This is a genomic window from Vibrio sp. QJM3NY_21 (assembly GCF_057785975.1).
Map to the genome: position 1 here is coordinate 1561885 of NZ_CM173513.1, position 24194 is coordinate 1586078.

A 24194-nucleotide genomic window follows, 5' to 3' on the forward strand; every position below is an offset into this window, starting at 1 on the left:
ATGGTCAATGGAACAACCAAAAACATCTATTTGCTGAGACACGGCAAGGTTGAAGGGAAAGCAGCACTGAATGGTTTATCTGACGTGTTGGTTAATCCAAATATTCAACAGCGGATTTATGATGCGTTGGCTGAGCATGATGTCGCTTTCGATGGTGTTATTACCTCACCATTAAGACGATGCAGTGACTTGGCAAACCTATACGCACAACGCATGTCGGTGCCTCTGTCTGTTGCACCAGATTTCCAAGAAATGAACTTTGGTGAAGTTGACGGGGTCGCATTTGATGAACTTGAAGACAAGTGGGCGATGCTAGATACTTTCTGGCAAGATCCCGCAAATCATCAACTGACTGGTGCGGAAAGTTTACAGAGCTTCCATAACAGAGTAACTCAAGCTTGGTCGCAACTTTTGAATGATCCAAGTGACAATCTATTGCTGGTTACTCATGGTGGCGTAATTCGAATGTTATTAGCGCATTGCCTTGATATTGATTGGAAAAACCCGAGCTTGTACTCGAAGCTCTCGATTGAGAATGCGTCGATAACCCATATTCAAGTCACTCAGTTTGCGCAGAGCTTTATCAGCGTTAAAGCGATAGGGCTACCTGTTCTCTGAGTGTTCAAAAATACAGTTTAAGAATTAACAATCTACTAAAAATATTAGAAGTATTAAAAGTAATTAGAAGTATAAAGCGGCGTTTACAGCCGTTATACCAGATTGGTATTACTACCTACGTGAAAGGAATTTAGTCATGACAACTCCAAGTTGGGATTTAAGCATTGCTTATCGCGATCTTGATGATGCAAAAATCGAACAAGACATCGAACTGATTCAACAGTGTATTGAACTGTTGTACCTGCATGTTGAAAAGCGTCATATTATCCTAGCGATGCAAAACGCCATTCAAACTTCTGAAGCGGCAGGCACGTTACTGAGCACGATCAACACCTTCGCTAATTGCCACGCATCGGTAGACGCGACGCACACAGAAGCCAAAGCACTACTTGGTCGTGTAGCGAAGCTGAACTCTGAAATGTCTCAAGCATTCAGCCCTTATGAAGACACGTTAATTCACGCAGAACCTGAATTTGTGAATGCCGTATTAGAGCATGACAGTGCCGATGTAGCAGGGCAGCGCTTTGCTATTGAAAGCTCACGCAAATTGTCGAGCAGTCGCCTTAGTGTTGCTGAAGAGCAGTTATTAGCGGCGATGAAGGTTGATGGCCGCGATGGATGGGGACGTTTGTACGACAACTTGACGGGTTCATTGAAACTGTCGTTAAAGCTGGACGGTGAAGATGAAGCTCTAGGTTTTTCACAAGCCGCGAGCCTGTTGTACGGCAGCGAATTCGGCAAACAAGAACCTGCATGGCGCGCCGTTCAAGGCGCGATGAAAACGCATCAAGAGTCTTTTGCTTCGATCCTAAATGCATTGGCGGGTTGGCGACTGACTGAAAACAAGAAGCGCTCGAAGATAAGCGACGTACATTTCCTAGATCCAAGCCTACACGGCAGCCGCATTGTGCCAGAAACGCTAGACACCATGATGTCGGTAGCAAAGGCAAATCGAGCAGTAGGCCAGAAAGCAGGCCTGTTAATGGCAAGAGTTCACGGGCTCGATGAAATGAAGCCTTGGAACCATTTAGCAGCGATGCCACCACTGGGTGACAGCGAATCTAAGGTTTATCCATTTGATGAAGCGATCGACGTGATTAAAACCGCCTTCGCTGAAGTAAATCCAGAGATGGCTGATTTCGTCGCATTAATGGTTGAGAACGGTTGGATTGATGCCGCACCAGCAGCCAACAAACGTTTAGGCGCGTACTGCACCAAGTTTGCTGCTACACGAACCCCGCTTGTGTTCATGACATGGAATGGTAGCCGCTCAGACTTAATGACATTGGCGCACGAGCTAGGCCACGCGTTCCACAACTGGGTGATGAAAGACATGCCGTTGTGTCAAACTCGCTACCCAATGACGCTAGCAGAAACCGCTTCAATCTTCGCTGAAAACATCGTTCGTGACCACTTGTTACAACAAGCACAAACACGCAATGAGAAACTTGAAATGCTGTGGGAAGAGCTTTCTTCTTCTTTGGCATTAATGGTGAACATTCCCGTTCGTTTTGAGTTTGAGAAAGCCTTCTACGAGCAGCGTGAAAAAGGCGAGCTCACGGCTCAGCAGCTGTGTGACTTGATGGAAACAACTTGGAAAGAGTGGTACGGCGATGCAATGACAGAAGCCGACCCTTATTTCTGGGCGAGCAAGTTGCACTTCAGCATCTCTCAAGTGAGCTTTTATAACTATCCATACCTGTTCGGTTATCTGTTCAGTAAAGGTGTTTACGCTCAGCGCGATGCGAAAGGTGAGCAATTCTACGGCGATTACGTGTCATTGCTTCGTGATACCGGTAGCATGATGGCCGAAGAAGTGGTGCAAAAGCATCTCGGAATGGACCTGACTCAAGCAGATTTTTGGCAACAAAGTATCGACATGGTCAAAGTTCAAATCGATGAATTCGAAAGATTGCTGAATCAGGAAGATTAATTGATCTCAATCTGTTCATAGCAAGTCAGAGCTGTGTTAGCTTACGTGGCTCTTATCTTGCTGAGATAACTTGAGAAAAGCTGAGACGACCCAAAGTTACTTTAATTAGAGAAAGTTATTTGGAACAGATGTCGGTTAGTAAAGCCAGCAGGTAATATAAAAATATATGGGTAGTATTTGTGAGTGATAACGGAGTTTCTATTGATAAGTGCGATCCTAGCAACACAATTTCTATGTACAATTTATTAACATACGGCCGTGCAATTAAGGAGTAACGCATGACGAAGACCCTCTTTCGCCAATCATTTCTTTTTGACAGCCTAGATCTTGAGCAAGAAGTGGTTGCAGGACAGACCGTACTGAGTAACGGTGTTCAAATTAAGCTTCATCAACGCGGTGTATTGGAAGTGATTCCCGCTGAGTATAATTCTGAAACTAAGAACATCATCTTTTCAACAGGTGTTCATGGCGATGAAACTTCACCAATGGAGCTGATTGATAAGCTCATTGAGGATATTGAAACAGGCTTCCAAGTAGTGACAGCAAGATGTTTGTTCATCATTGCTCACCCAGAAGCAACCAATGCGCATACTCGTTTTCTTGATGTGAATATGAACCGTCTGTTTGATGAAAAACAGCACGAGAGTAATCGAGAAGTGGATATCGCGAAGAACTTGAAGTTCTTGGTTACTGAGTTTTACAAGGAAACGGTACCTGCCACTCGTTGGCACTTAGATCTGCACTGCGCAATCCGTTTGTCTAAGCATTACTCGTTCGCGGTGAGCCCTAAGGTTCGCCACGAAGTACGTAATAAAGAGCTTTTCGATTTCATCAACAGTGCCCACGTTGAAGCTGTGTTGCTTTCTAATGCACCAACGAGCACCTTCAGTTGGTACAGCGCTGAAAACTTTGAAGCGCAAGCACTGACAATGGAATTGGGTCAGGTCGCGAAAATTGGTGAGAACCAACTTGATAAGCTCACTGCTTTTGATTTGGCAATGCGTAACTTGATTGCTGAAGCTGAGCCTGAGCATCTGCCTAAGCGAACTATCATGTATCGTGTGAGCCGCACTATTGTTCGTTTGCACGATGACTTTGATTTCATGTTCTCTGATTCTGTAGAGAACTTTACCGCGTTCAAGCACGGTGAAGTATTTGGTCATGATGGTGATAAGCCATTGATGGCGAAGAATGAAAACGAAGCCGTGGTATTCCCGAATCGAAACGTGGCTATCGGTCAACGAGCGGCCTTAATGGTGTGCGAAGTTGAAACGCGATTCGACCACGGTCAGCTTGTGTACGATTAATACCGAGTCGGGTTTAATCGACTAAAACAACTACTCAACTGGTTGAAATATCAAGGTTCACATTACGGTGTGAGCCTTGAGTTTATTTAGGGATACAGGTAAGGTTACGCGAACAATTTCAAAGTAGCTTGATATGGATTTCCAACAACTTCTTCACCAAAAACAGCGCAAATGGACCCGAGCCATTTATCTGATGGCAGCACTGCTTGTCGCGCTGAGTGCGATTTACCTAATGGTTGGCGATCTTTTCATTTCCCCTCTGGGCACATTGTCCACGTTAGAACAAAAACTTCTGATTGATTTACGCTTACCTCGATTATTAGCAGCGATTGCGATCGGGGCAGGGTTAGCTGTATCTGGCGCAAGCTTACAAGTCTTATTGGGTAACGTATTAGCAGAGCCAGGTGTGCTCGGCATTTCTGGTGGCGCAAGTTTGGCGATGGTTATTGTACTGTTCTTCTTGCCGTTTGCTCCGACTCCAGAACTGTTCATGATTGCCGCCGTTTTAGGCTCACTCTGTTTTACCGTTATTCTGGTGAGCATGGTCAAAACGATGCGACTGACTACGGCCAAATTATTGCTGGTGGGCGTGGCGCTAGGTATTCTTTCTGGCGCGATGGTGACATGGGCTTTCTACTTTAGTGATGACCTTAGTCTTCGTTTACTGATGTATTGGCTGATGGGCAGCTTAGGTGGCGTTACTTGGTATCAACACTCGCTCACTTTAGTGATGATCCCCGTGATTATTTGGTTGTGCCTGCAAGGTAGTAAGCTAGATAAGTTAATGATTGGCGAGACTCATGCTGCACAGTTAGGCGTGAACGTTCCGAGATTACGCTGGCGCTTGATCTTCGCTGTGTCTATTTTAGTCGGCTGCGCGGTTGCCTTAGGCGGCGTGATCAGCTTTGTTGGCTTGGTTGTGCCACACTTGTTGCGCTTAGCGATTGGTACTGACAACCGATACCTTCTTCCTTTGTCTGCCGTTGCCGGTGCAGCATTGCTTGTATTTGCTGATATTTGTGCAAGAACTTTACTAGATTCAGCAGAACTACCCTTGGGTGTGATGACCACCAGTATCGGTGCGCCTATCTTCATTTGGATGTTAATTAAAAATCATGATTCAAATTAAGAGCCTGAGCGTCGGCGCTCGTCTATTACCACTATCATTTGATCTCAAGCAAGGGCAGGTGACTCACGTTATCGGCCCGAATGGGAGTGGCAAAAGTACCTTACTAGAAGCGATATCTGGCGTTGGTGATGGCTACAAAGGTGATATAAACCTCGACGGACAAGACTTGTCAGTATTATCACTGCAAGACTTGTCATTGCATCGTGCTTATCTTTGTCAAAGTGCAAGACCTGCCTTCAACTTGGAAGTGTTCCAGTACCTTGCGTTGTCACTGCCAAGTTCATCACACGGACTTGATATTGAAATCAACGCAGCTTTGGACGAAATCAGCCAGATGTTGGACATCACAGACAAACTCCATCGTTCAATTCAGACACTGTCTGGTGGTGAATGGCAACGCGTTCGTTTAGCGGGCATGTGCCTGCAAATTTGGCCGACGCTTAATCCTTACGCAAAGCTTCTGATCCTAGACGAACCTGCAGCTCCGTTGGATATTGCTCAAGAAGCGTTGCTGTATAAGCTTATCGAACGAGTGGCTGAGAAGGGCATTGCGGTTATTATGGCTAACCACGACCTGAACCGAACCTTAAGACATGCAGACCAAGTGTTGTTGCTCGACAAAGGCGTACTTCAAGCATCAGGTAGTGCAGAACAAGTTCTTACGCCTGAACAGCTAGAGTCCGTGTTCAACACTGAAGTCAAAAGTATTTCAGTCGATAATCAAACTTATCTGTTGTTTGGTTAAGCCTTTATCGTTTGGGTAAGACGGTTGAATCTTAGGATTGGAAAGCTCGGCAGTTATCGGGCTAACATCATCTCATATTCAACCATCATATCTGGCATCCCTAAACGCTGAACATAGCGCAACGTGCCTGTCGCTGGTTTTACTTCAACATCCCCTAAAAACTCTTCCCAGACATGAGCAATGCCTTCGAATTGATCAGAGTTTACTTCGTTGGTAAATGTCCAATCTGTCCTGACAATATCGTTAACACTAAAGCCAGCTTCTTCTAAGAATGCCTTCATTTGGTCTAAAATCAATCGTGTTTGAGCAACAGGATCATTAGGGTGTTGAGTAATAAAGTCCGGGTTACAGTCAGCATGTCCTGTTACAAAGAATACTTCGCTGAACTCACTTAGTTTCAGTCCCCAACTAAACGCATTGCTCATATCGGGTAGGTTCTTATTACGAAAAGCTTGTTTAATGGCCATTTTATATCCTCTCTACTTGATAGTGTTTACAGCGAAACTTCCAATACGATTTTGCCACGAGCACGTTTCGATTGACTTAACTCGTGTGCTTGAGCGGCTTTAGATAGTGGGAACACCTTATCGATGTTCACTTTAATTACGCCATCATCAATTAAAGCAGCAATACGTTGTAGATCTCTGGCATTGGGTGAAACCCACCAACGTTGAAAATTTACGCCTAGTTGCAGTGGTAATGCGCTTTCAATGTCATCTAATAGTGAAACTACGTTGCCACCTTTTCGTACGACTTCGAGTGAACGCTCCGCGATGCCATCACCCCCAACAGCGACGAGCACAGCATCTAACTCATCAACAAGGTCTTCAAAGCGTTGAGTTTGGTAATCGATGAATTGATCGACCCCTAAAGCCATTAAGTAGGCTTTGTTGCTAGATGATGCTGTTCCGATAACATAAGCACCGAGCGCTTTCGCTATTTGAACCGCAAAGCTACCTACACCTCCGGATGCATTGTGAATAAGGACACGTTGACCGGCTTTGAGTTGGCAGCCTTCAACAAGTGCTTGCCATGCTGTTGTTGCGGCCAATGGCACTGCTGCAGCGGTCACGATGTCGAGAGACTTGGGCGCTCTTGCTACTAAATCACTATCGACAGCAAGATATTCGGCGTAGGCGCCTTGTTCAGAAATGGGCGCATATACATAGACCTGCTCCCCAAGTTTGAGGTTGCTTACATTGTTGCCTTTTTCGACAACTTGTCCTGCTGCATCCCAGCCAACAATGAGTGGCATTTCATGTTGACCAGTAGACTCTAAGAATCCCTCTCTTACCATCCAGTCGACAGGGTTTACCCCCGCGCCTTGTACTTTGATCAGCACTTGATTTGGGGTGATGGTGGGTTTAGCTATATCGCCGAACGTTAAGTTCTGCGCACTTCCATACTCTTCTAAATACACGGCTTTCATCGTATTTCCTTATAAGTGAGTCATCTGATTTGTTTTTCTAACAGCGGGTTAATCTGCTTGTGGAACTCACTTTGCCCAACTTGTTACTTATCGTCTAATTGATGATTGGTATAATATGCATTGATTAATATGATGAGTTTGTCGATACTCATTCACTAACTCCCTGTGTAATTAGGCAAGTAAGATGGCGAATGTCGATCTGAATTTAATGGTTATTTTTGATGCAATCATGCAGGAAAGCTCGATTACCGTGGCCGCAGAACGATTGTCGATGACGCAACCGTCGGTATCGAACGCAGTCTCTCGAATGCGCCATGCTTGGAAAGATCCTTTATTCGTGAAACAAGGAAGAGGGATTCGCCCAACCCCTTACGCCGTCGAGTTGTGGGAAACGATTGGTGAGCCGTTAGAGGCAATACGGATTGCAACTGAGCGTGATGAGTTTAATCCTGCGACGTTAAAGCGCACGTTTAGAATCGCAACCACAGATTGGATGGCAGATCTGTTTTGGCTGCCGTTAAAGCAACGAATAGAGCGTGAAGCGCCTGACGTTAATATTCACGCCGTACCTTACAACGTCAATGGAGAAAAGTTATTGCTCAGTGCCGATGTCGATATGGTCTTGGATTACTTCGAAGGCAACTCAGCTCAAGTACAAACTCAGCATCTATTTGATAATCACTTTGTGTGCGCAATGCGTGCCGATCACCCGTTGGCTAGTGAAGAGCTATCGCTAAGTGCTTTTGCTAGTGCTGATCATTTGTTGCTCTCGTTATCAGGTGAGGCGACAGGCGGGGTAGACATGCTACTAGGACAGAAGGGAATGAAACGGCGCATCGCCATGACGGTGAACCACTGTTACTCCATACCTAGGTTGTTAATCAATACTGACATGATCACGACGATTCCATTACCGATAATATTGGAGAGCGTGAGCAAAGGAGATCTGGTGATTAAGAAAACGCCATTCACCATGCCGCCGGGGCCCATCTCGATGTCTTGGCATGTGCGCCATCAACGTGACCAAGGTACGTTATGGTTGCGTGAGAAAGTGCTTAGTGTTCTGAACCATGGTTTACCTAAGAATTTACTTTTTGGTCCGTTTTAATGAGAAGCGGTGCAAAGAGTATTCGTCTCGAAATTGCTTTTTCGCATTGTTAATCAGTATATTACTGACGTTATATATTGAGCATCGTCATAAAGAGTGACATTCTAAGTGTTGCTCAAATCTGAACAACACTTGATGTGATATTTGTAAATTGGAAGGGGAATTAGAGTGTTTAGATATATTCAGCGACGAAGGATCAAAAAGGTTATTAAGCTACTGTCTGCAAGGTTGGTAAAGAGCTATGGAAGCCGTGACTTTTTCTCGATTGGTCAGGTAGAAACGAGTTCTCGTGAATTGAGTAAGCGCCAACAACTAATCGCATTGGCTTTGTTTGCTGATCCACAAGATTTAGATGTTGAATTGGTTCCCACTATCCAGCTGTTACGTAATGATGTGTCTAATGATTTCTTCGGCGGCGAGAATTACACCGCGCGTGATGTGCTCAATCTTTTGGGTGGCGGCGGTTGGAAAGGCGGTCGTATGGACGATGACATGTCACATCGTATGGGTATGCATAGCCGTTATTAAATATCTTCTTATTACCTAACGCCTTTATATCCCCAAAGCGGCTTAATCATTAAGCCGCTTTTTTATTCATTCTGAATGATGTTCCCTCAATCAACACAGAATACTGAAATGTCATAATTCGAAGCAACATCATCTATCTACAACGCATTTGTTTGAGTTGTGTGATGCTGATTCCTATCAATATAAAACCCGCTGTTATTGATAAAATTGACGTATATATTTTTCGTTGTTCTTTAAGTCAGAAACTATAAACCTTCGAATGACAGTGCTGGTTGGTTAGTAACCAATTGGTTTTGTGTTTAGGGTAAAATAATAGAGAGTGGGAAAGTGACAACAATAAATAATAATATTCTAAAAGTAGCAGTAGGTATGGCTATGCTATCGAGTGTGCCGTCAGTGGCAAACGCTCATGGTTGGTCTGAATTTCCAAGCGCACGTCAGAACACGTGTTACGAGCAAGGCGGGGTTTGGTCAGGTACACCACCAAATGCTGCATGTGCTCAAGCAAAAGATATTTCTGGTTCATACCCGTTCGTTCAACGTAACGAGTACGCGAAAAATATCCAAGATTTCAACAACATCAATGCTGTAAAAGCGGCGATTCCTGACGGCACTTTATGTTACGCCAATGATTCGCAAAAACGCGGCATGGGTGCACCTCATACAGGCTGGACTCGAACCGAGCTAAGCACAGGTACATTTGAATATGTATTCAATGCGACAGCGCCACACAACCCTTCTTTCTGGGAGTTCTACCTAACGAAACCAAACGCAGACCTGAGCAAAGGCCTAGCGTGGGGGGACTTAGATCTTATCCAAGAAGTGGGGAATGTACCTGTAAGCGGTGGCAAATACCGTATCAACGTGACGATTCCTTCAGACCGCTCTGGCGACGCAATCTTATACGTACGTTGGCAACGTGACGATGCCGCGGGTGAAGGCTTCTACAACTGTTCTGACATCACTATCGCGGGTGGTACAACCCCTCCACCAGAGCCAGGTCCTGAGCCTGATCTAGTCCGTGGCGACCTGTTTGTTTCTGACCAGTTTGGTACGCCAGAAATTGGTGATACGGTTAAATACGACATCATCAACAAGTACGGTGAAGTAGCGCGTAGCTTCGATATCGTTATCGACGCTTCAAACGTTAACGATTGGGCTCGTTTGTTGGCTTCAGAAATTAACGGCTGGCATGAAGAGTTCAAAGATGGCGCGATCTTCATTGGTGACTGGCACGCTGAAATGCAGCACTACATGTACTTCCAAAACGATCCTTCACGTAACTTTTTTAACTCAAAAGATAGCCGTGCTTCTGGTCAGTTAACGCTGATTGATGGTGGCGACGGCGGTGTTGAACCATTGAAAGGCGACATCTACGAGCTAGTGAAGAGTGACAACGTAGTGAATGCTGGCGACAAAGTTGTGATTGCAACAAGCGAAGCGGCAAATCTAACTCAGACACAAGGCTCTTCAGTAAGCATTCAAAATAACGGCACGGCTTCTATCGTAGTTGATACCACTGGCATCACTGCAAACGAAACTCTATCGTTTATGGCTAGCTCGATTGAAAGCGACAGTGTTGAAACCTTCACTTTTGAAGTAATTGCTGATGACGGTGGCGTAACACCAGACCCAGATCCAACGCCGGATCCAGATCCGACTCCTGACCCAGACAATGGCACTTGGGACTCTTCAGCGACTTACCTAGGCGGTGAAGTAGTAACGTACTCGAACCAGTCTTGGAAAGCACAGTGGTGGATTCAAGGTGGTACAAACCCTAAAGCGACCTACGAAAATGATCAGTGGGGCGTGTGGCGTCCAGCTAACTAGTCAGCTAGTTAAACTAAACTAAAGTAGCTAAGTATCTATGTAACTAAGGCACCACACTCGATTGATGAGTGTGGTGCCTTTTCTTATGGGGGAAATAAACAAGTCGACGCTAAAGGTAATTGCGTTTAGGGTAGCGCTTTGTTATACCTGAATGTCCGAGCACTTCGAATATCCACGGTTTAGTAATCTTTTACACATTAGATAGAAAAGACTTTTTGATGAAAAAATCACAGATACTCGCCAATACAATCAAGAATCAGATAGAGCAAAACATCTGGTTGAGTGGTGAGAAGATCCCATCAATTAGAGATGCGTGTAAGCGCTATAAACTCAGTATCGAGACGGTACTGCAAGCCTATCAGCAGCTTGAAGATCAAGGCTATGTGCGCTCAAAACCCAAGTCTGGCTATTTCGTGTTACCACGTAGAAATCTGTTCACCTCAGAACTCTCACAACAAAAAGCCATCAAGCCGTATCCCGTTAAAATCAGTGATTTGCTTTACGATGTGCTCCAACGTGCCAAAGACCCTAGCATCATTCCACTTAGCTCGGCATTCCCAGATCCTGCTTTGTTTCCGCATCAAGCTTTGTCGCGCAGTTTAGCCAATGCAAGCCGCCAAATGCCCGACAACAGCATGCTCACCAACTTGCCTCCAGGCAGTGAAACACTTCGTAGACAAATTGCCCAACGCTATCAAGTTCAAGGCTTGAACGTCCTACCTGACGATATTGTAATTACTTCTGGGGCGATGGAGGCACTTAACTTATGCCTACAATCCTGTACCGAGCCGGGTGACTTAGTCGCGATAGAGTATCCTGCGTTCTATGGTGTGTTGCAGACCATTGAAAGGCTTAACCTCACTGCTGTTGAGATTCCAACAGACCCGACAACAGGGATTGATTTGGATGTGTTGGAGTCGGTGTTCGCTTCAATGGACATCAAAGCATGTTGGTTCATGACGGAGTCGCAAAACCCGGTTGGCTATTCGATGAGTGATAGCAACAAGCAGCGATTGGCCGAGTTGGTGAATCAACATAAGATCCCGATGATTGAAGACGATGTGTATCGAGAACTTCACGTCGGTAATCAAAGCTCATTGCCTGCTAAAGCCTATGACACTGGCGAGCAAATCATGTTGTGTGGTTCGTTTTCCAAATCATTGTCGCCCGGCTTTCGAATTGGTTGGGTAGTGGCACGTAAACAAGCGCTAAAGATTCAACGATTACAGCACCTATCGACACTCTCCAGCAGTATTCCTATTCAGCTCGGTTTGTCTCACTACCTAACGTTTTACAGCTATGATAATCATCTTAAAAAGCTTCGTAAATTGCTGAATGAAAGGAAGAAAGCGCATATAGCACTTCTAGAATCCAGTTTGCCGAATAGTGCTCTGATTCATAAAAGCCAAGGCGGTTACTTCCTTTGGATAGAATTGTCTCACTCTGTTTGTGTTGAGAAACTTTATGAGCGAGCTCTTGAACACAACATCTCTGTCGCGCCAGGGATCATATTCAGTAGTGACAAGAAGTTCTCTCATCACATTCGTCTCAACTGTTCGTACGCTTGTGACGACAAAATAGCAGAAGCCATTCAAACACTAGGCGGCTTGATTCAGACAATGGAATTGCAAGCCAATAGTTGCAGCTAAACTCTGACCAGTCGTTCGTCTAATAAGTAAATCTGTTCTGTTTTTTAACAATCAATCTGTTCTAGTTTGGTTTGTTCGAACTGTGCTGAAATACGCTCCAATTCTTAATATGAAAGCCATCAATATGATGTTTGGAGCTTTAATGTTTGATGTTGTTGAATTGTCGCGTTTGCAGTTTGCGTTAACTGCTATGTTTCATTTTCTCTTTGTCCCCTTAACCATTGGTATGTCCTGTCTTTTGGCGAGCATGGAATCGATCTATGTGCTGACTGGCAAGCAAATTTACCAGGACATGACTCGATTCTGGGGAAAGCTGTTTGGTATTAACTTTGCTTTGGGTGTCACGACCGGTTTAACAATGGAATTCCAGTTTGGCACTAACTGGTCTTACTATTCTCACTATGTCGGCGATATTTTCGGTGCACCTTTAGCCATCGAAGCGCTTGTCGCGTTCTTCTTAGAATCCACCTTTGTCGGCTTATTCTTTTTCGGTTGGGAAAGGCTATCGAAACGCCAACATCTTGTAGTGACTTGGCTGGTGGCGTTGGGCTCGAGCTTTTCTGCACTGTGGATTTTGGTTGCAAATGGTTGGATGCAAAATCCAATTGGATCAGAGTTCAATTACCAAACCATGCGTATGGAAATGACCAGCTTTGCCGAAGTGGTGCTCAACCCTGTCGCTCAAGTTAAATTCCTGCATACCGTGGCCTCAGCGTATACCTGTGGCTCGATGTTTATCCTTGGTGTGAGTTCATATTACTTACTGAAAGGTCGAGACATCGCATTTGCAAAACGTTCTTTCGCTGTGGCTGCATCTTTCGGAATAGCTTCTATCATTTCGGTAATCGTACTTGGCGATGAATCTGGTTATGAGCTGGGTGATGTCCAAAAAGTAAAACTCGCAGCGATTGAAGCGGAATGGCACACCGAGCCTGCACCGGCTGCATTTACATTATTTGGTTTACCAAACCAAGAAGAAGGTAAAACCGACTTCGCGGTAAAAATCCCTTATGTGATGGGCATTATTGCAACGAGATCTTTGGATGAACAAGTGACGGGTTTACACGATTTGCGCGATCAGCACCTGGTCCGTATTCGCAACGGCATTATTGCATATGACTTGCTAGAGCGTTTGCGAGCGGGCGATACGTCTGATGAAACAGAACAAGCCTTCGACCAAACTAAGCACGACCTCGGTTATGGACTGCTACTCAAGCGTTACACCGATACCGTAACCGATGCGACTGAACAGCAAATCCAACAAGCGGCAGATGATTCCATTCCAACTGTCTGGCCACTTTTCTGGTCATTCCGAATCATGGTGGGTTGTGGCTTCATTATGTTGTTTGTCTTTGGTGCAGCCTTCCTGCAAACCTACCGTAAAAACATTACGCAAAAGCCTTGGTTACTGAAAGCAGCGCTATGGTCAATTCCATTACCTTGGATTGCGATTGAAGCTGGCTGGTTTGTTGCGGAATACGGCCGTCAGCCTTGGGCTGTGGGTGAAATTCTTCCTGTGACGGTCGCGGCTTCTTCTCAAACCGTTGAAAACCTGCTTACGTCTCTTGCTCTCATTATCAGCCTATATACCGTATTTATCATTGTTGAAAGTTACTTGATGATTACCGTTGCTAAAAAAGGCCCAAGCAGTTTAAAAACGGGTCGTTATCACTATGAACAAAATACAACTTCACTTGAAGCCAAATTGGCACAACAAGTTCAACAATAAGGTGACTGACTCATGTTCGAATATGACACATTACGTTTAATTTGGTGGGTTCTGATTGGTGTACTGCTGATTGGTTTTATGATCACCGATGGTTTTGATATGGGAGTGGGGGCGTTGTTACCGTTTATTGGTAAAACGAACGCTGAAAGACGAGTCATGATTAACTCCATCGCGCCCCATTGGGACGGCAACCAAGTTTGGTTAATTACCGCAGGTGGTGCGTTGTTTGCGGCTTGGCCTCTGGTTTATGCGACATCGTTTTCAAGCCTTTATGTGGCGATGTATTTGGTGCTTATTTCGTTGTGGTTGCGTCCTTTAGCGCTTGAGTATCGAGCAAAGATCGACAGCGATCAGTGGCGACGGGTGTGTGACCTAGCTATCTCTTTCTCAGGCTTCTTGCCACCTATCTTGTTCGGGGTGGCGTTTGGCAATTTGATGCAAGGCTTACCTTTTACGCTCAATAGCTTTTTAATGGCTGAGTACCATGGTTCGTTTATCGATTTGATCAACCCATTCGCGCTTTTGTGTGGTCTAGTCGGGTTATTGATGGCGCTGTTACAAGGCAGTGCGTGGTTGATTATGAAAACCACAGACGCAGTGTACAAAAAGGCAAGAACGGTGACGCAGGCGAGTGCTGTACTTATCGCTTTCCTTATGGTGATTGGCTGTATGGCGATAAACCATATTGATGGGTATCTGATAGTCAGTGCGATGGATCATAGCTCGGCTTCGAATCCTTTGAACAAAGAAGTCGTCACACAAACAGGCGCTTGGTTAACCAACTTCGATACGTACCCTTGGATGTGGTTTGCACCGATCGGCAGCGTGACCATTCCATTACTGACTTTAATTGGCGCAAGGTTGAAATGGGATGCGATAGCTTTTATTAGTTCAAGCCTGACTAACGCTTGCATCATCTTAACGGCGGGTTTCTCGATGTTCCCGTTCATTATCCCGTCTAGCGTTAACCCGAGTAATAGCCTAACGCTGTGGGATTCAACCTCCAGTGAACTGACCTTGAACATCATGACAGGCGTGGCGTTTGTGATGGTGCCAATCATTCTGTGTTATACCGCGTTCAGTTATCGAACCATGTTTGGGCGACTTGATGGCGAGTATGTCGAACGTAATGGCCATTCACTGTATTAAGGAGTTTTTCATGTGGTATTTTGTTTGGATATTAGGCTTATTCCTAGCCTCTGCATTTGCAGTTTTGAATGTCATTAGCTTAGAGAAAAGTGACTCAGAAACTGAGTTATGATTGACGCTTTAATTCATAAAAAGACCAGAAGCATGATGCTCTGGTCTTTTTTATACCTTTAAACCATGGTTATGCTGCTTTATTAGTTAGTGGCATAAAATGGTAAGACTCGAATCGAGTGAATGACTAGAATTATCTCAAACGAAACAAGTGAATTAGGGCGGATTCTAGTCACTTTATCTTATTCGAATGGATGCTTTGAAAGCTCGAAAGAGGATTATTTTATGTACGAACTCACACTGATTCTAAGCCTAATGATGGGTGGCGCTGACAGTACAGCAGAAATGGAAGTTAATACCCAATTTACAACTCTTGAGCAATGTAATGAAGAAGGTGCAGCACTAGCTGAGAAACTAAACACCACCGATCTTAAAGTCATGCAAGTTCAATGTGAGCGTGATTAACTCGACCAAGATTAGCTAGTTCATAATTAATCAGGAAGTGATCAACCAAAGAATGATGAACTAGAGTAAACCAACGCCACAGGTTTCAAGATATGGGCACAATTAAGGTGCCCATACCGAATTTCTTCCAGCTCAACTCGTTTTTATTCCTCAAATCAACGTCCTCTTCAGATCATCTACGCCTATTCTCATATCAGCTCTATTAAAAACAATTCCGGCTAACCTATTGTTAAATATTTACTATTTGTTAGTGTGTCTAGGTGCACATGAAGGATGTGTTTCATATTTAGCGATGAAAATAGTAGGAGTTGCGATGAGTATTATAGTGAGACGGTCTGAACCGTCAGATGCAAAGGGAATAAAAGAAGTTTACGAATGCACTAATGCTTATACCGGTACGCTGCAACTCCCAAATCCATCTCTGGAAAGCTGGCAAAAACGAATCTCTAATATGCCTGACAACGTGTACTCGTATGTCGCGATGATCGACGATGAGATTGTTGGCAACTTGGGAATGGAAGTGTGTGTGAACCCAAGAAGACGACATGTGGCTTCATTTGGTATGGGTGTTAAAGATGATGTATTAGGCAAAGGTGTTGGTAGCCAGCTACTCGCGACCGCGATCGACTTGTGTGATAACTGGATTAACATCAAACGACTGGAGCTTACGGTGTACACCGATAACGAAAGAGCGATTAGCCTGTATAAGAAGTTTGGTTTCGTGATTGAAGGAGAGTCCGCAGGGTTCGCTTTCAGAAATGGCGAATATGTGGCGGCTTATCATATGGCGCGACTGGTATAGTGTTCTGCTTCTAATACACGGCTCCAATTAACACAGCTAGAGTTTTCTAATAGATAATAAAACGCCACGTTAAAATAACGTGGCGTTTTCGATTTCAGTCAACTGAGGCTTTAAAGTGCTTCAGTTGTAGCCTTACTTAAGCCGTTAGAGGCTCAAGGTTCGCAGGACGGTAGTGTACTGATTTTAGTACTTTACCTTGGCGAACGGTTTTGCCTTCAGATACGAAATCTTCCGCACACTTAGCGATGATGTATTCGCCTTTTTGAACCGCCATCAGCTTGATGTTTTGCTCAGCATAGAAAGCTTCTGTTTCAGCGTATTCAGTTTCGTTGCGACATACTTTGCTCATGTTGCTTGAGTGTACTTCGTCCCAACAAGGCAAGAAGTCGATTGAACGGTTTTTAGAAACATTCAATAGCAGGTCGATCAGATAGCTGATCGCTAGGTTATCTTCAACCTTAGCTTGGCCAAGGTGAACTAAACGTCCCATCAAAACATAAACGCTGTCTATAATAGCGTCCGCTTGTTCGATTTTTGAGTCAGCTTCTGCAAGTTCTGTTAGTTCTTCGATCGCTAGAGAGGTGTGTAGCGTATCGCCTTTTTCGTCCATTGTTTCAGGAGCAGCAACAGGCAGATCAAAAGTACTGCGGAACTCTTCAATGTCGCGGTAAAGGTGATCGTAGATTTCTTGGCTTAGTTGAGAAAGGTTCATTTTCCTATCCATTCTGTTTCGTTAATGGATCATTTTATCAAAGCTAGGAATAGGGTGCTAACGCAAAGTCGAAGAAGTCGACTTTTATTCATTGGACCAATGAGGTATTTTGCATACAAACCAATTGATTATTAGGTTTTTTTACACTTTACTCTTCTTCATATACCAAATAGTGATGTTGTCATTAAATTCGACAGTTGTGAGATCCCAGTTATGCACCAAGCCAGTGAAAGCGAAATTGTTATACGCCGCTTGTATCAAATTACCAATGACTATCGAAAAGGTTTCGATAGTCAGATCGCTCAACTGCTTATTATGGGACTCGAACGCTTTGATTTAGATATTGGTATCCTGTCGAAAGTAGAAGGCAACCGCTATCGAGTGGAACATTGCATTACCCCTGATGGCGTGGAACTGCACACCGGCGATATTTTCGATTATCGATCGACCTATTGTGAAATTACGTGTAAATCGATCGGCCCTATCTGCATTGAACATTGCGGTAAACACGATAAATATGCAACTCATCCTGCTTATCAGTCTTTCGGATTAGAGTCCTATATTGGCATTCCTATTTTCGTTAACGAAGAGCTTTATGGCACCTTAAACTTTTCAAGTCCTAGACCGTATTACAGAGAATTCAAAGAGTTCGATATCGATGTGATGAGGTTGATGGCTTCATGGATAGAAGTAGAACTGGTTAGAAGGCAGCAAGAACGTAAACTGCAAGAACTGAACGAAAAACTTGAATACCAAGCCCTGTATGATCCCCTTACCCACTTACCGAATCGACGTTGTTTGTTCAAAACGCTGAATGCAGAAGTTGAACAGTTAAAAGGATCTTTAGGTAAAGGGACACTAGCGGTCGTCGACATCGATTTCTTTAAGGTCGTCAATGATACTTACGGCCACCAAATGGGTGATGTTGTTTTAAAGAAAGTAGCGAATGTGTTGAGTCATACCACTCAAGAAGGCGAGTTTGTGGCGCGTTTCGGTGGCGAGGAGTTTATTCTTTGGTATCCAAATAGAACACCCAGTTATGTTGAAGATAAGTTCAGGATTCTTTTGCAAGAGATGAAGAAAATCACACTGGATAGAAAGCCAGTCACCATATCAATCGGCGCCTGTCATTTTGAATTGAGTACTGGGGATACCAAAGGGGAACGAATGTCGGCGTTAGACTCGTTAATAAAAGTCGCCGATGAATGCCTGTACATTGCTAAACAAAATGGACGAGACCAGTTTATTTCTCGTCCATATCATCAAGAACATTCCGGTTTGTAAGCCGAAATTTGTTAGTCCTTAATGCTTAACGGTTCGCGATTAGCTGAATAGATAAGGAAACAATTGACGACGTTCCGCTGGTGTTAAAGATTCAACTCTTGCAATGTTGGTATCAGGAATCGCTTCTGGATTCGGATAGTGCTTTAACACTTTCTCCATACTCGCTTCGCGAATCAAATGGTAAACCGGATAAGGAGAGCGATTTGTTAGGTTCTCATCGTCTTCTGGATCGGCACCACCAAAACAGTAATCTGGGTGGAAAGTGGCAACTTGATAGATACCTTCCCAATCTTCCTGCTTGATCAGTGCTTCAATCCAATCAATGAACATGTTGTAGTCGAAAAAATCTTGCAACATGTTAGGGACAACCACCAAAGTCGTCTCTAATTCAGCAACTGGCGTGTTATCTAACTCAACGAAATGCGTCATGATATCTTCAAGTAACATTTCTTCAGTTTTTGCTTCACTCACAAAGATCTTAATCTGCTTATTTCGTTGTGGCTTGGCTGCGAATGGACACAGGTTTAGGCCAATAACGACATCGTCTAACCACTGTTTTACTTGGTCGTGGATGGTTTGAAGATCTGTGCTTTGAGTGTTCGACATAACAGGTTCCGAATTGAATTTTTTCGTAGGATATCAGAACCGCCACCAATCAAAAGTAATAATTGATTCGTTCGTAGGCCTGACTCAAGCCTCGGCGAGTTTAGACGTAGTCATTTGAAGCTGTTTTAACTGATAAACCCAAGTAAATATGACGATATAGAAGATTGAACCACCTGCAATCACACCATTCCAACCGAATAGTTGCCAGCAATACAAGAGCAAGAACCCGCCCAAGCTTCCGCCAATATAATAGTGAACAAGGTATAACGCAGTCGCTGTGGCTTTAGCACTTGGTGCTTTTTGACTCACCCAAGAGTAGGCAAGGGTATGGGCGAAGAACGCGCCGCCACTAATCAATAACAAGCCTGCTAACATGAACGGGACTTTGTCGACGGCAGAAATTAGCATTCCGATTAAGCTAATACACACGCCCATCAATATTCCGCTTAACGGGTCAAAACGAAGTGTCCATTTGTTGGAGAGCTTAGAGCTTACCGTACCGGCTAAGTAACATAGGAATATCAGTGAAGCTAAGCCAACAGGCACTGAGTGAGGCGCAGATACTAGCCTAAAGCCCATTACCGAATACAGGTTAACAAACAGTGCGAAGTTAGCACCGCCGATCAGCATTGCTAACCACAGTGTGCGATTCTTTAGATGCAGAACCACAGAGCGGTTATGGTGAAAGAACAACCCTTTCTGTGGTTTGAAGTTTTGTTGGTCAGGCAAGCTATATGCAATATAGAGAGCGCCGATTAAGGAGCCGACCACAAAAAACAATACCGTAGCATGCCAGTCAAAGTAATCCGTGATTAAACCTCCGAGGACACGTCCGAAAATACCACCCAACGAATTGGCTGCAATATAACCACCAATCGCGACCGCGAATGCTTTCGGTGACAACTCTTCAACCATATAGGCAACAGCGACTCCAGCAAAAGCGGCGACAGCAATGCCCATTAATGCTCTGGCAATCACAAGTTGCAACAGAGTGGTTGTGAATACCATGCTTAGCCCAATCAGAGGTATCGCAAAAAGGCTGAACAAGATGATAGGTTTTCGACCAAAAGTTTCTGAGGCGATAGCCCATGGCACCAAGCTAATAGATAAACCAAGAGTCGTTGCGGCAAACAGCCAGTTGATTTGGGTTTCCGATACTTGGAAATGAACTGCCATATGCGGCAAGATAGGTTGAAAAAGGTACAAGTTGCAGAAAATAATAAACGAACCAATCGCCAAAGATTGGGTGATACGTTTGTATTGAGGACTGCCTTTATCAAACATTTACGCTATGCCTGTATGAGTTAATAAGCTATTTGTGAACAAGTTATCAGTACAGGTGTGATTAAAGAAATATATTAAAAATATCGCCTCTATATATTAAATATATCGCCATGCTTGAATCAAAACCTCTTCGTCATTTCTTAGCCGTCGCTCAGTTCGGTAACTTTACCCAAGCAGCCAAAGCGCTGCATATTGCCCAACCTGCTTTGAGCATCTCTATCAAAAAATTGGAGCAAACTTTAGAGTTGGTGTTATTCCGACGCGGAGATAAATCCGTCACTTTAACGGAAGAGGGCAAGGTGTTGCTTGAACATGCGAAGAGAATTGCTCAGCAGTTCGAGGATGCCCAACTTGCGATGAATGAACTGAAAGGCTTGGAGAAAGGCGAGGTGCGTTTAGGGGCTCCGAGTATGATGGGGAGCTACTTTTTCCCGCAAGTGTTGATGGCATTTAAAAGCCAATACCCAAACCTTAAATTGACGCTGATTGATGCTGGTACAGCTTCGATTCGGGAGATGCTATTAAACGGTGAACTCGATATCGGCGTTATTAATCATGAAAATGTGCCTGATGATCTTGAAACCGACCACCTACTAAGTTCGGAGATGTTAGCCGTTGTAGGCAAAGATCACCCATTGGCTTCGCAACCATCAATCACCTTTGAAGAGTTTTTTGCCCAAGAACTCATCATGTTCAAGTCGGGTTATTTCCACCGAGACTTTATCGATGCAACGTGTAAAAAATACAATCTAGACCTGACCATCGCATTCGAAACTAATTTACTGCCTATGATTCTTTCTATCGTGAAGCGAGAGTTCGCCATTACTGCGCTACTCAGCTTAGTGACAAAGTATGAGGAGGATGTGGTGGGTGTACCATTTAAAGACCCGGTGAAACTGAATCTATCTTTGGCATGGAGAAAGGAAGGATATCTGTCGAAGGCAGACAGAACCTTTATTGATTTCGTAAAACGTTATGTGTGAGGTATTCATGAGTAATCTCACCAGCATCAAACTGAATTCAAATTGGTAGTCGCTCTATGACTGAGATGATACTGAGATAGGTCATACTTAACGCTTTGTTTCCTGTTCCTTATTTTCTATTAACTAATCACTCAGCATTACACTTTGTTGAGTTGAAAGTTTGAAGTCAGTTATATTAATTTAAGGAAAACGTGTGACTGACAATATTGTTAATTTGCATTGAGTGGCTGATATTTACGGCACCGAAACATTAACAATACAGACCGCGTAACGCTATGAAATGTAAGTGCAAAAATCAAAGGCTGGTTAGAGTTCATCGCAATGTTTTTGAAAAAATCCTTGGCATTAAAGAGAAGTACCAATGCGCGAGTTGCAATGGAACCATGAAAGTCAAAGGGTGATTTGTGAGTATGACCAACATGCTGGTGCTTGCTTCTGGTATACATCTATCATGAGTATGAAATAACAAAGCCCGCATATTCTAGCTAGAGTATGCGTGCTTTGTTGTGTAGAAGTACTGATCTCTAGACCACGTTATGTGCTCTTTGAGTTATACATCTTATCGAAGTTCTTTTGGTTCCAGCCGACCATCACTTGATCGCCGATTTTAAGCACAGGGATAGAACGAGCACCCATCGCTTGTAATTCTTTACGACCACGCTGCATTTTTGCATTCGTTAGACGATATTCAATTTTTTTAGAGTCCAAATAGCGCTGGGCATCTTTACAGTGCGGGCATTTGTCTGCGACGTACAATACAACACGTTTCATTTTTACAATCTCTTTTTGAGTCTAGCTCTTGGTGAATCTCGCTAAAGTGTAACGAATCCTAGGTGATTAGAAAAGTGTGATCAGTTACACTATGCGGCTCAAATTTCAAGACCACAACGTATTGTCGTGGTGTTACCGGTACGGTTTTTTTACATGCATCCTTCTTTGCGATATATCCAAGGCTATCCAAAGCACATTATCGACCCTGTGACTCAGTTAGTTGAGTCGGGTAAGTTAGTGCCGTGGTTTGAAGCTCGCTATCCAGATAATCACGAGATAAAAAGCGAGAAAGCCTTGTTTGACTATGCGATTGAGATAAAAAATCGCTATATGAAGAAAACACCGCCGATTAGCAAAGTGATTTACGACGGAAAGATCCACCTGATCAATAATGCACTAGGTCTTCACACTTATGTGGCAAAGAATCATGGTGGAAAGATCAAATCGAAGAACGAGATTCGTATCGCCAGTGTTTTTAAAAATGCACCAGAACCTTTGCTGAGAATGCTGGTGGTGCATGAACTGGCGCACATCAAAGAGAAAGAACACGACAAAGCCTTTTACCAACTATGCTGTCACATGGAGCCGGAATATCATCAACTTGAGTTAGATGCCCGTTTATTCATGATGTATTTAGACTTAAAGAAGTAGCCCAATGAGCCAATCACAAAATAGAACTACGCTAAGCCTGTCGAAAAACAGTACCTCATCAACAAAAACAAAAGACAACCAAGCTGATCAAGGTAACCGTAAGCACGGTGATATTAAGCCAAATGCCGGCAAGCCAAGCAGCGACAAGCGTATTTCTACAAAGAACACATCAGACCGCAAAAACAGTGCTCCCAAAGGTGCTGACAACAACAAAGCAAAGCGACCTTTTGCAAAAGATAGCAAAGGTAAACCGGGTGCGAATAAAGGATCATCGAATAAGGGGTCTTTCAATAAAACTGCTTTTAACAAAAACGCAGCCCAGAAAAGACGCTCGACTGAAAAGCCCCAAGGTGGATTGCACCCAAGAAACCAACATACAGGTCGCTATAACTTCGAGTTATTGGTTGCAGCATTGCCTGAGCTGAAAGAACACCTGATCAAGAACCCGGTGGGCGAAGACACCATTAATTTCTCTGATCCATTAGCCGTTAAGCTACTTAACAAGGCTTTACTGGCGCATCACTATGGCGTTAAGCATTGGGATATTCCTGCTGGCTACTTGTGCCCGCCAATTCCTGGCCGTGCAGACTACATTCACAGAGTGGCAGATATCCTTAATAGCGATGGCCAAGGTGAACCTTATAATCATGCTTCTGTGAAAGCACTAGATATTGGTGTTGGTGCAAACTGTATTTACCCAATCATTGGTGCGACAGAGTATAAGTGGCGCTGGACAGGTACTGATGTCGATTCAGTCTCCATCAAAACAGCGAACTTCATTGCGGAAAGTAACCCTAATCTAAAAGGTAAGATTCGAGCTCGCCTGCAAGCCGACTCAGAATCTATCTTTAAGGGCGTGATTAAGGATAATGAACGTTACGATGTCACAATTTGTAACCCTCCATTCCATAGCTCTCTAGAAGAGGCGGAAAAGGGATCACAACGTAAACTGGATAACCTAGCGGCAAACCGTGCTAAGAAAGCCGGTCAGTCGTTCAAGCCAGAAACGAACAAGAAGCCAGTTAAGTTAGACAAATCAACTACGCAAAATAAACCAACTAAGCAAGAGAAACCAACCTTAAACTTTGGTGGCCAAAAGTCTGAACTTTGGTGTCCGGGTGGTGAAGCAGCTTTCATCATGAAGATGGCGAGAGAGAGCCAGCTTTTTTCTACTCAAGTATTGTGGTTTACGACATTGATCTCTAAGAAAGACAACGTTGATATGGTTCGTTCAGAGCTTGGCAAGCTGAGAGCTAAACAAGTAAAAGTGGTTGAAATGTCACAAGGCCAGAAGGTGAGTCGCTTTATCGCATGGACCTTTATGGACGACGAACAAAGACAAGAGTGGATTGCGCTTAAATAACAGACTGTACTTAGTTAAGATATTAAGTTGATATTACGAACGGGCTTGTTGTTAACGCAACAAACCCG

General features: G+C 44.0%; 24 protein-coding genes. 18 read left to right on the forward strand and 6 right to left on the reverse strand.

The annotated features are described in order from the left end of the window. From cobC to btuD, 5 genes are all read left to right on the forward strand, one after another. Positions 1–618, forward strand: coding sequence for an alpha-ribazole phosphatase family protein (gene cobC / locus AC3CID_RS07110; RefSeq protein WP_171314555.1), 618 nt, complete (start codon positions 1–3; stop codon positions 616–618). A 136-nt stretch (positions 619–754) separates the two neighbouring features. Continuing rightward, on the forward strand, positions 755–2551 hold the full coding sequence (locus AC3CID_RS07115; RefSeq protein WP_488527180.1) for a M3 family oligoendopeptidase: 1797 nt from the start codon (positions 755–757) through the stop codon (positions 2549–2551). 278 nt (positions 2552–2829) lie between these two features. Continuing rightward, the gene (locus AC3CID_RS07120) at positions 2830–3858 is read left to right on the forward strand and encodes a succinylglutamate desuccinylase (protein ID WP_065205363.1); all 1029 of its coding nucleotides are present in this window, start codon (positions 2830–2832) and stop codon (positions 3856–3858) included. Between the two features lie 133 nt (positions 3859–3991). Then, positions 3992–4987, forward strand: a complete 996-nt coding sequence (gene btuC, locus AC3CID_RS07125; RefSeq protein ID WP_004734896.1) for a vitamin B12 ABC transporter permease BtuC — start codon at positions 3992–3994, stop codon at positions 4985–4987. Next, complete coding sequence (gene btuD / locus AC3CID_RS07130; RefSeq protein ID WP_488527181.1) at positions 4974–5732, forward strand: vitamin B12 ABC transporter ATP-binding protein BtuD; 759 nt, start codon at positions 4974–4976, stop codon at positions 5730–5732. Before btuC ends, btuD begins: the two co-directional genes overlap by 14 nt. Positions 5733–5785: 53 nt before the next feature. On the opposite strand, the gene AC3CID_RS07135 is transcribed toward btuD, so the two are convergent. Together AC3CID_RS07135 and AC3CID_RS07140 are read right to left on the reverse strand one after the other, a co-directional pair. Beyond that, on the reverse strand, positions 5786–6199 hold the full coding sequence (locus AC3CID_RS07135; protein WP_017090921.1) for a RidA family protein: 414 nt from the start codon (positions 6197–6199) through the stop codon (positions 5786–5788). A 26-nt stretch (positions 6200–6225) separates the two neighbouring features. Next, positions 6226–7161 (reverse strand): NADP-dependent oxidoreductase, encoded by a 936-nt coding sequence (locus AC3CID_RS07140; RefSeq protein ID WP_488527182.1) that lies wholly within the window; start codon positions 7159–7161, stop codon positions 6226–6228. A 184-nt stretch (positions 7162–7345) separates the two neighbouring features. Between AC3CID_RS07140 and AC3CID_RS07145 the strand changes: the two genes are divergently transcribed. From AC3CID_RS07145 to AC3CID_RS07185, 9 genes are all read left to right on the forward strand, one after another. Further along, complete coding sequence (locus tag AC3CID_RS07145; protein WP_488527183.1) at positions 7346–8269, forward strand: LysR family transcriptional regulator; 924 nt, start codon at positions 7346–7348, stop codon at positions 8267–8269. Between the two features lie 168 nt (positions 8270–8437). Then, positions 8438–8797, forward strand: coding sequence for a DUF6559 family protein (locus AC3CID_RS07150; RefSeq protein ID WP_488527184.1), 360 nt, complete (start codon positions 8438–8440; stop codon positions 8795–8797). A 369-nt stretch (positions 8798–9166) separates the two neighbouring features. Then, the gene (locus tag AC3CID_RS07155) at positions 9167–10627 is read left to right on the forward strand and encodes a lytic polysaccharide monooxygenase (protein ID WP_488527281.1); all 1461 of its coding nucleotides are present in this window, start codon (positions 9167–9169) and stop codon (positions 10625–10627) included. 218 nt (positions 10628–10845) lie between these two features. After that, a complete protein-coding gene (locus AC3CID_RS07160) occupies positions 10846–12276 on the forward strand; it encodes an aminotransferase-like domain-containing protein (RefSeq protein WP_488527185.1) in 1431 nt (476 codons plus the stop codon). 142 nt (positions 12277–12418) lie between these two features. Then, positions 12419–14005 carry a cytochrome ubiquinol oxidase subunit I gene (locus tag AC3CID_RS07165; protein WP_488527186.1) on the forward strand — a complete coding sequence of 529 codons (1587 nt, stop codon included), beginning with the start codon at positions 12419–12421 and terminating at the stop codon, positions 14003–14005. A gap of 12 nt (positions 14006–14017) precedes the next feature. Beyond that, positions 14018–15154: a cytochrome d ubiquinol oxidase subunit II gene (cydB, locus tag AC3CID_RS07170; protein WP_488527187.1), complete on the forward strand. Its 1137-nt coding sequence runs from the start codon at positions 14018–14020 to the stop codon at positions 15152–15154. A 10-nt stretch (positions 15155–15164) separates the two neighbouring features. Next, positions 15165–15266: a cytochrome bd-I oxidase subunit CydX gene (cydX, locus tag AC3CID_RS07175; protein ID WP_017109819.1), complete on the forward strand. Its 102-nt coding sequence runs from the start codon at positions 15165–15167 to the stop codon at positions 15264–15266. A gap of 224 nt (positions 15267–15490) precedes the next feature. Next, positions 15491–15670 carry a hypothetical protein gene (locus AC3CID_RS07180; protein WP_488527188.1) on the forward strand — a complete coding sequence of 60 codons (180 nt, stop codon included), beginning with the start codon at positions 15491–15493 and terminating at the stop codon, positions 15668–15670. Positions 15671–15983: 313 nt separating this feature from the next. Beyond that, positions 15984–16472: a GNAT family N-acetyltransferase gene (locus AC3CID_RS07185; protein ID WP_017109820.1), complete on the forward strand. Its 489-nt coding sequence runs from the start codon at positions 15984–15986 to the stop codon at positions 16470–16472. 136 nt (positions 16473–16608) lie between these two features. On the opposite strand, the gene AC3CID_RS07190 is transcribed toward AC3CID_RS07185, so the two are convergent. Further along, positions 16609–17184: a nucleoside triphosphate pyrophosphohydrolase family protein gene (locus tag AC3CID_RS07190; RefSeq protein ID WP_488527189.1), complete on the reverse strand. Its 576-nt coding sequence runs from the start codon at positions 17182–17184 to the stop codon at positions 16609–16611. Positions 17185–17397: 213 nt separating this feature from the next. Between AC3CID_RS07190 and AC3CID_RS07195 the strand changes: the two genes are divergently transcribed. After that, positions 17398–18468 (forward strand): sensor domain-containing diguanylate cyclase, encoded by a 1071-nt coding sequence (locus tag AC3CID_RS07195; RefSeq protein WP_488527190.1) that lies wholly within the window; start codon positions 17398–17400, stop codon positions 18466–18468. A 39-nt stretch (positions 18469–18507) separates the two neighbouring features. Here AC3CID_RS07195 and AC3CID_RS07200 read toward each other — a convergent pair whose 3' ends face one another. Both AC3CID_RS07200 and AC3CID_RS07205 read right to left on the reverse strand, forming a co-directional pair. Beyond that, positions 18508–19074 carry a DUF1415 domain-containing protein gene (locus tag AC3CID_RS07200; protein WP_017075080.1) on the reverse strand — a complete coding sequence of 189 codons (567 nt, stop codon included), beginning with the start codon at positions 19072–19074 and terminating at the stop codon, positions 18508–18510. A gap of 84 nt (positions 19075–19158) precedes the next feature. Continuing rightward, positions 19159–20358, reverse strand: coding sequence for an MFS transporter (locus AC3CID_RS07205; protein WP_488527191.1), 1200 nt, complete (start codon positions 20356–20358; stop codon positions 19159–19161). 110 nt (positions 20359–20468) lie between these two features. Here AC3CID_RS07205 and AC3CID_RS07210 point away from each other — a divergent pair, with 110 nt between their 5' ends. Continuing rightward, a complete protein-coding gene (locus tag AC3CID_RS07210) occupies positions 20469–21341 on the forward strand; it encodes a LysR family transcriptional regulator (RefSeq protein WP_488527192.1) in 873 nt (290 codons plus the stop codon). A 534-nt stretch (positions 21342–21875) separates the two neighbouring features. On the opposite strand, the gene AC3CID_RS07215 is transcribed toward AC3CID_RS07210, so the two are convergent. Beyond that, positions 21876–22112: a glutaredoxin family protein gene (locus tag AC3CID_RS07215; protein ID WP_017075077.1), complete on the reverse strand. Its 237-nt coding sequence runs from the start codon at positions 22110–22112 to the stop codon at positions 21876–21878. Positions 22113–22265: 153 nt separating this feature from the next. Here AC3CID_RS07215 and AC3CID_RS07220 point away from each other — a divergent pair, with 153 nt between their 5' ends. Beyond that, positions 22266–22763 (forward strand): YgjP-like metallopeptidase domain-containing protein, encoded by a 498-nt coding sequence (locus AC3CID_RS07220; RefSeq protein WP_488527193.1) that lies wholly within the window; start codon positions 22266–22268, stop codon positions 22761–22763. Positions 22764–22767: 4 nt separating this feature from the next. Continuing rightward, positions 22768–24126, forward strand: coding sequence for a 23S rRNA (adenine(1618)-N(6))-methyltransferase RlmF (rlmF, locus tag AC3CID_RS07225; protein WP_488527194.1), 1359 nt, complete (start codon positions 22768–22770; stop codon positions 24124–24126). Positions 24127–24194: the final 68 nt, after the last annotated feature.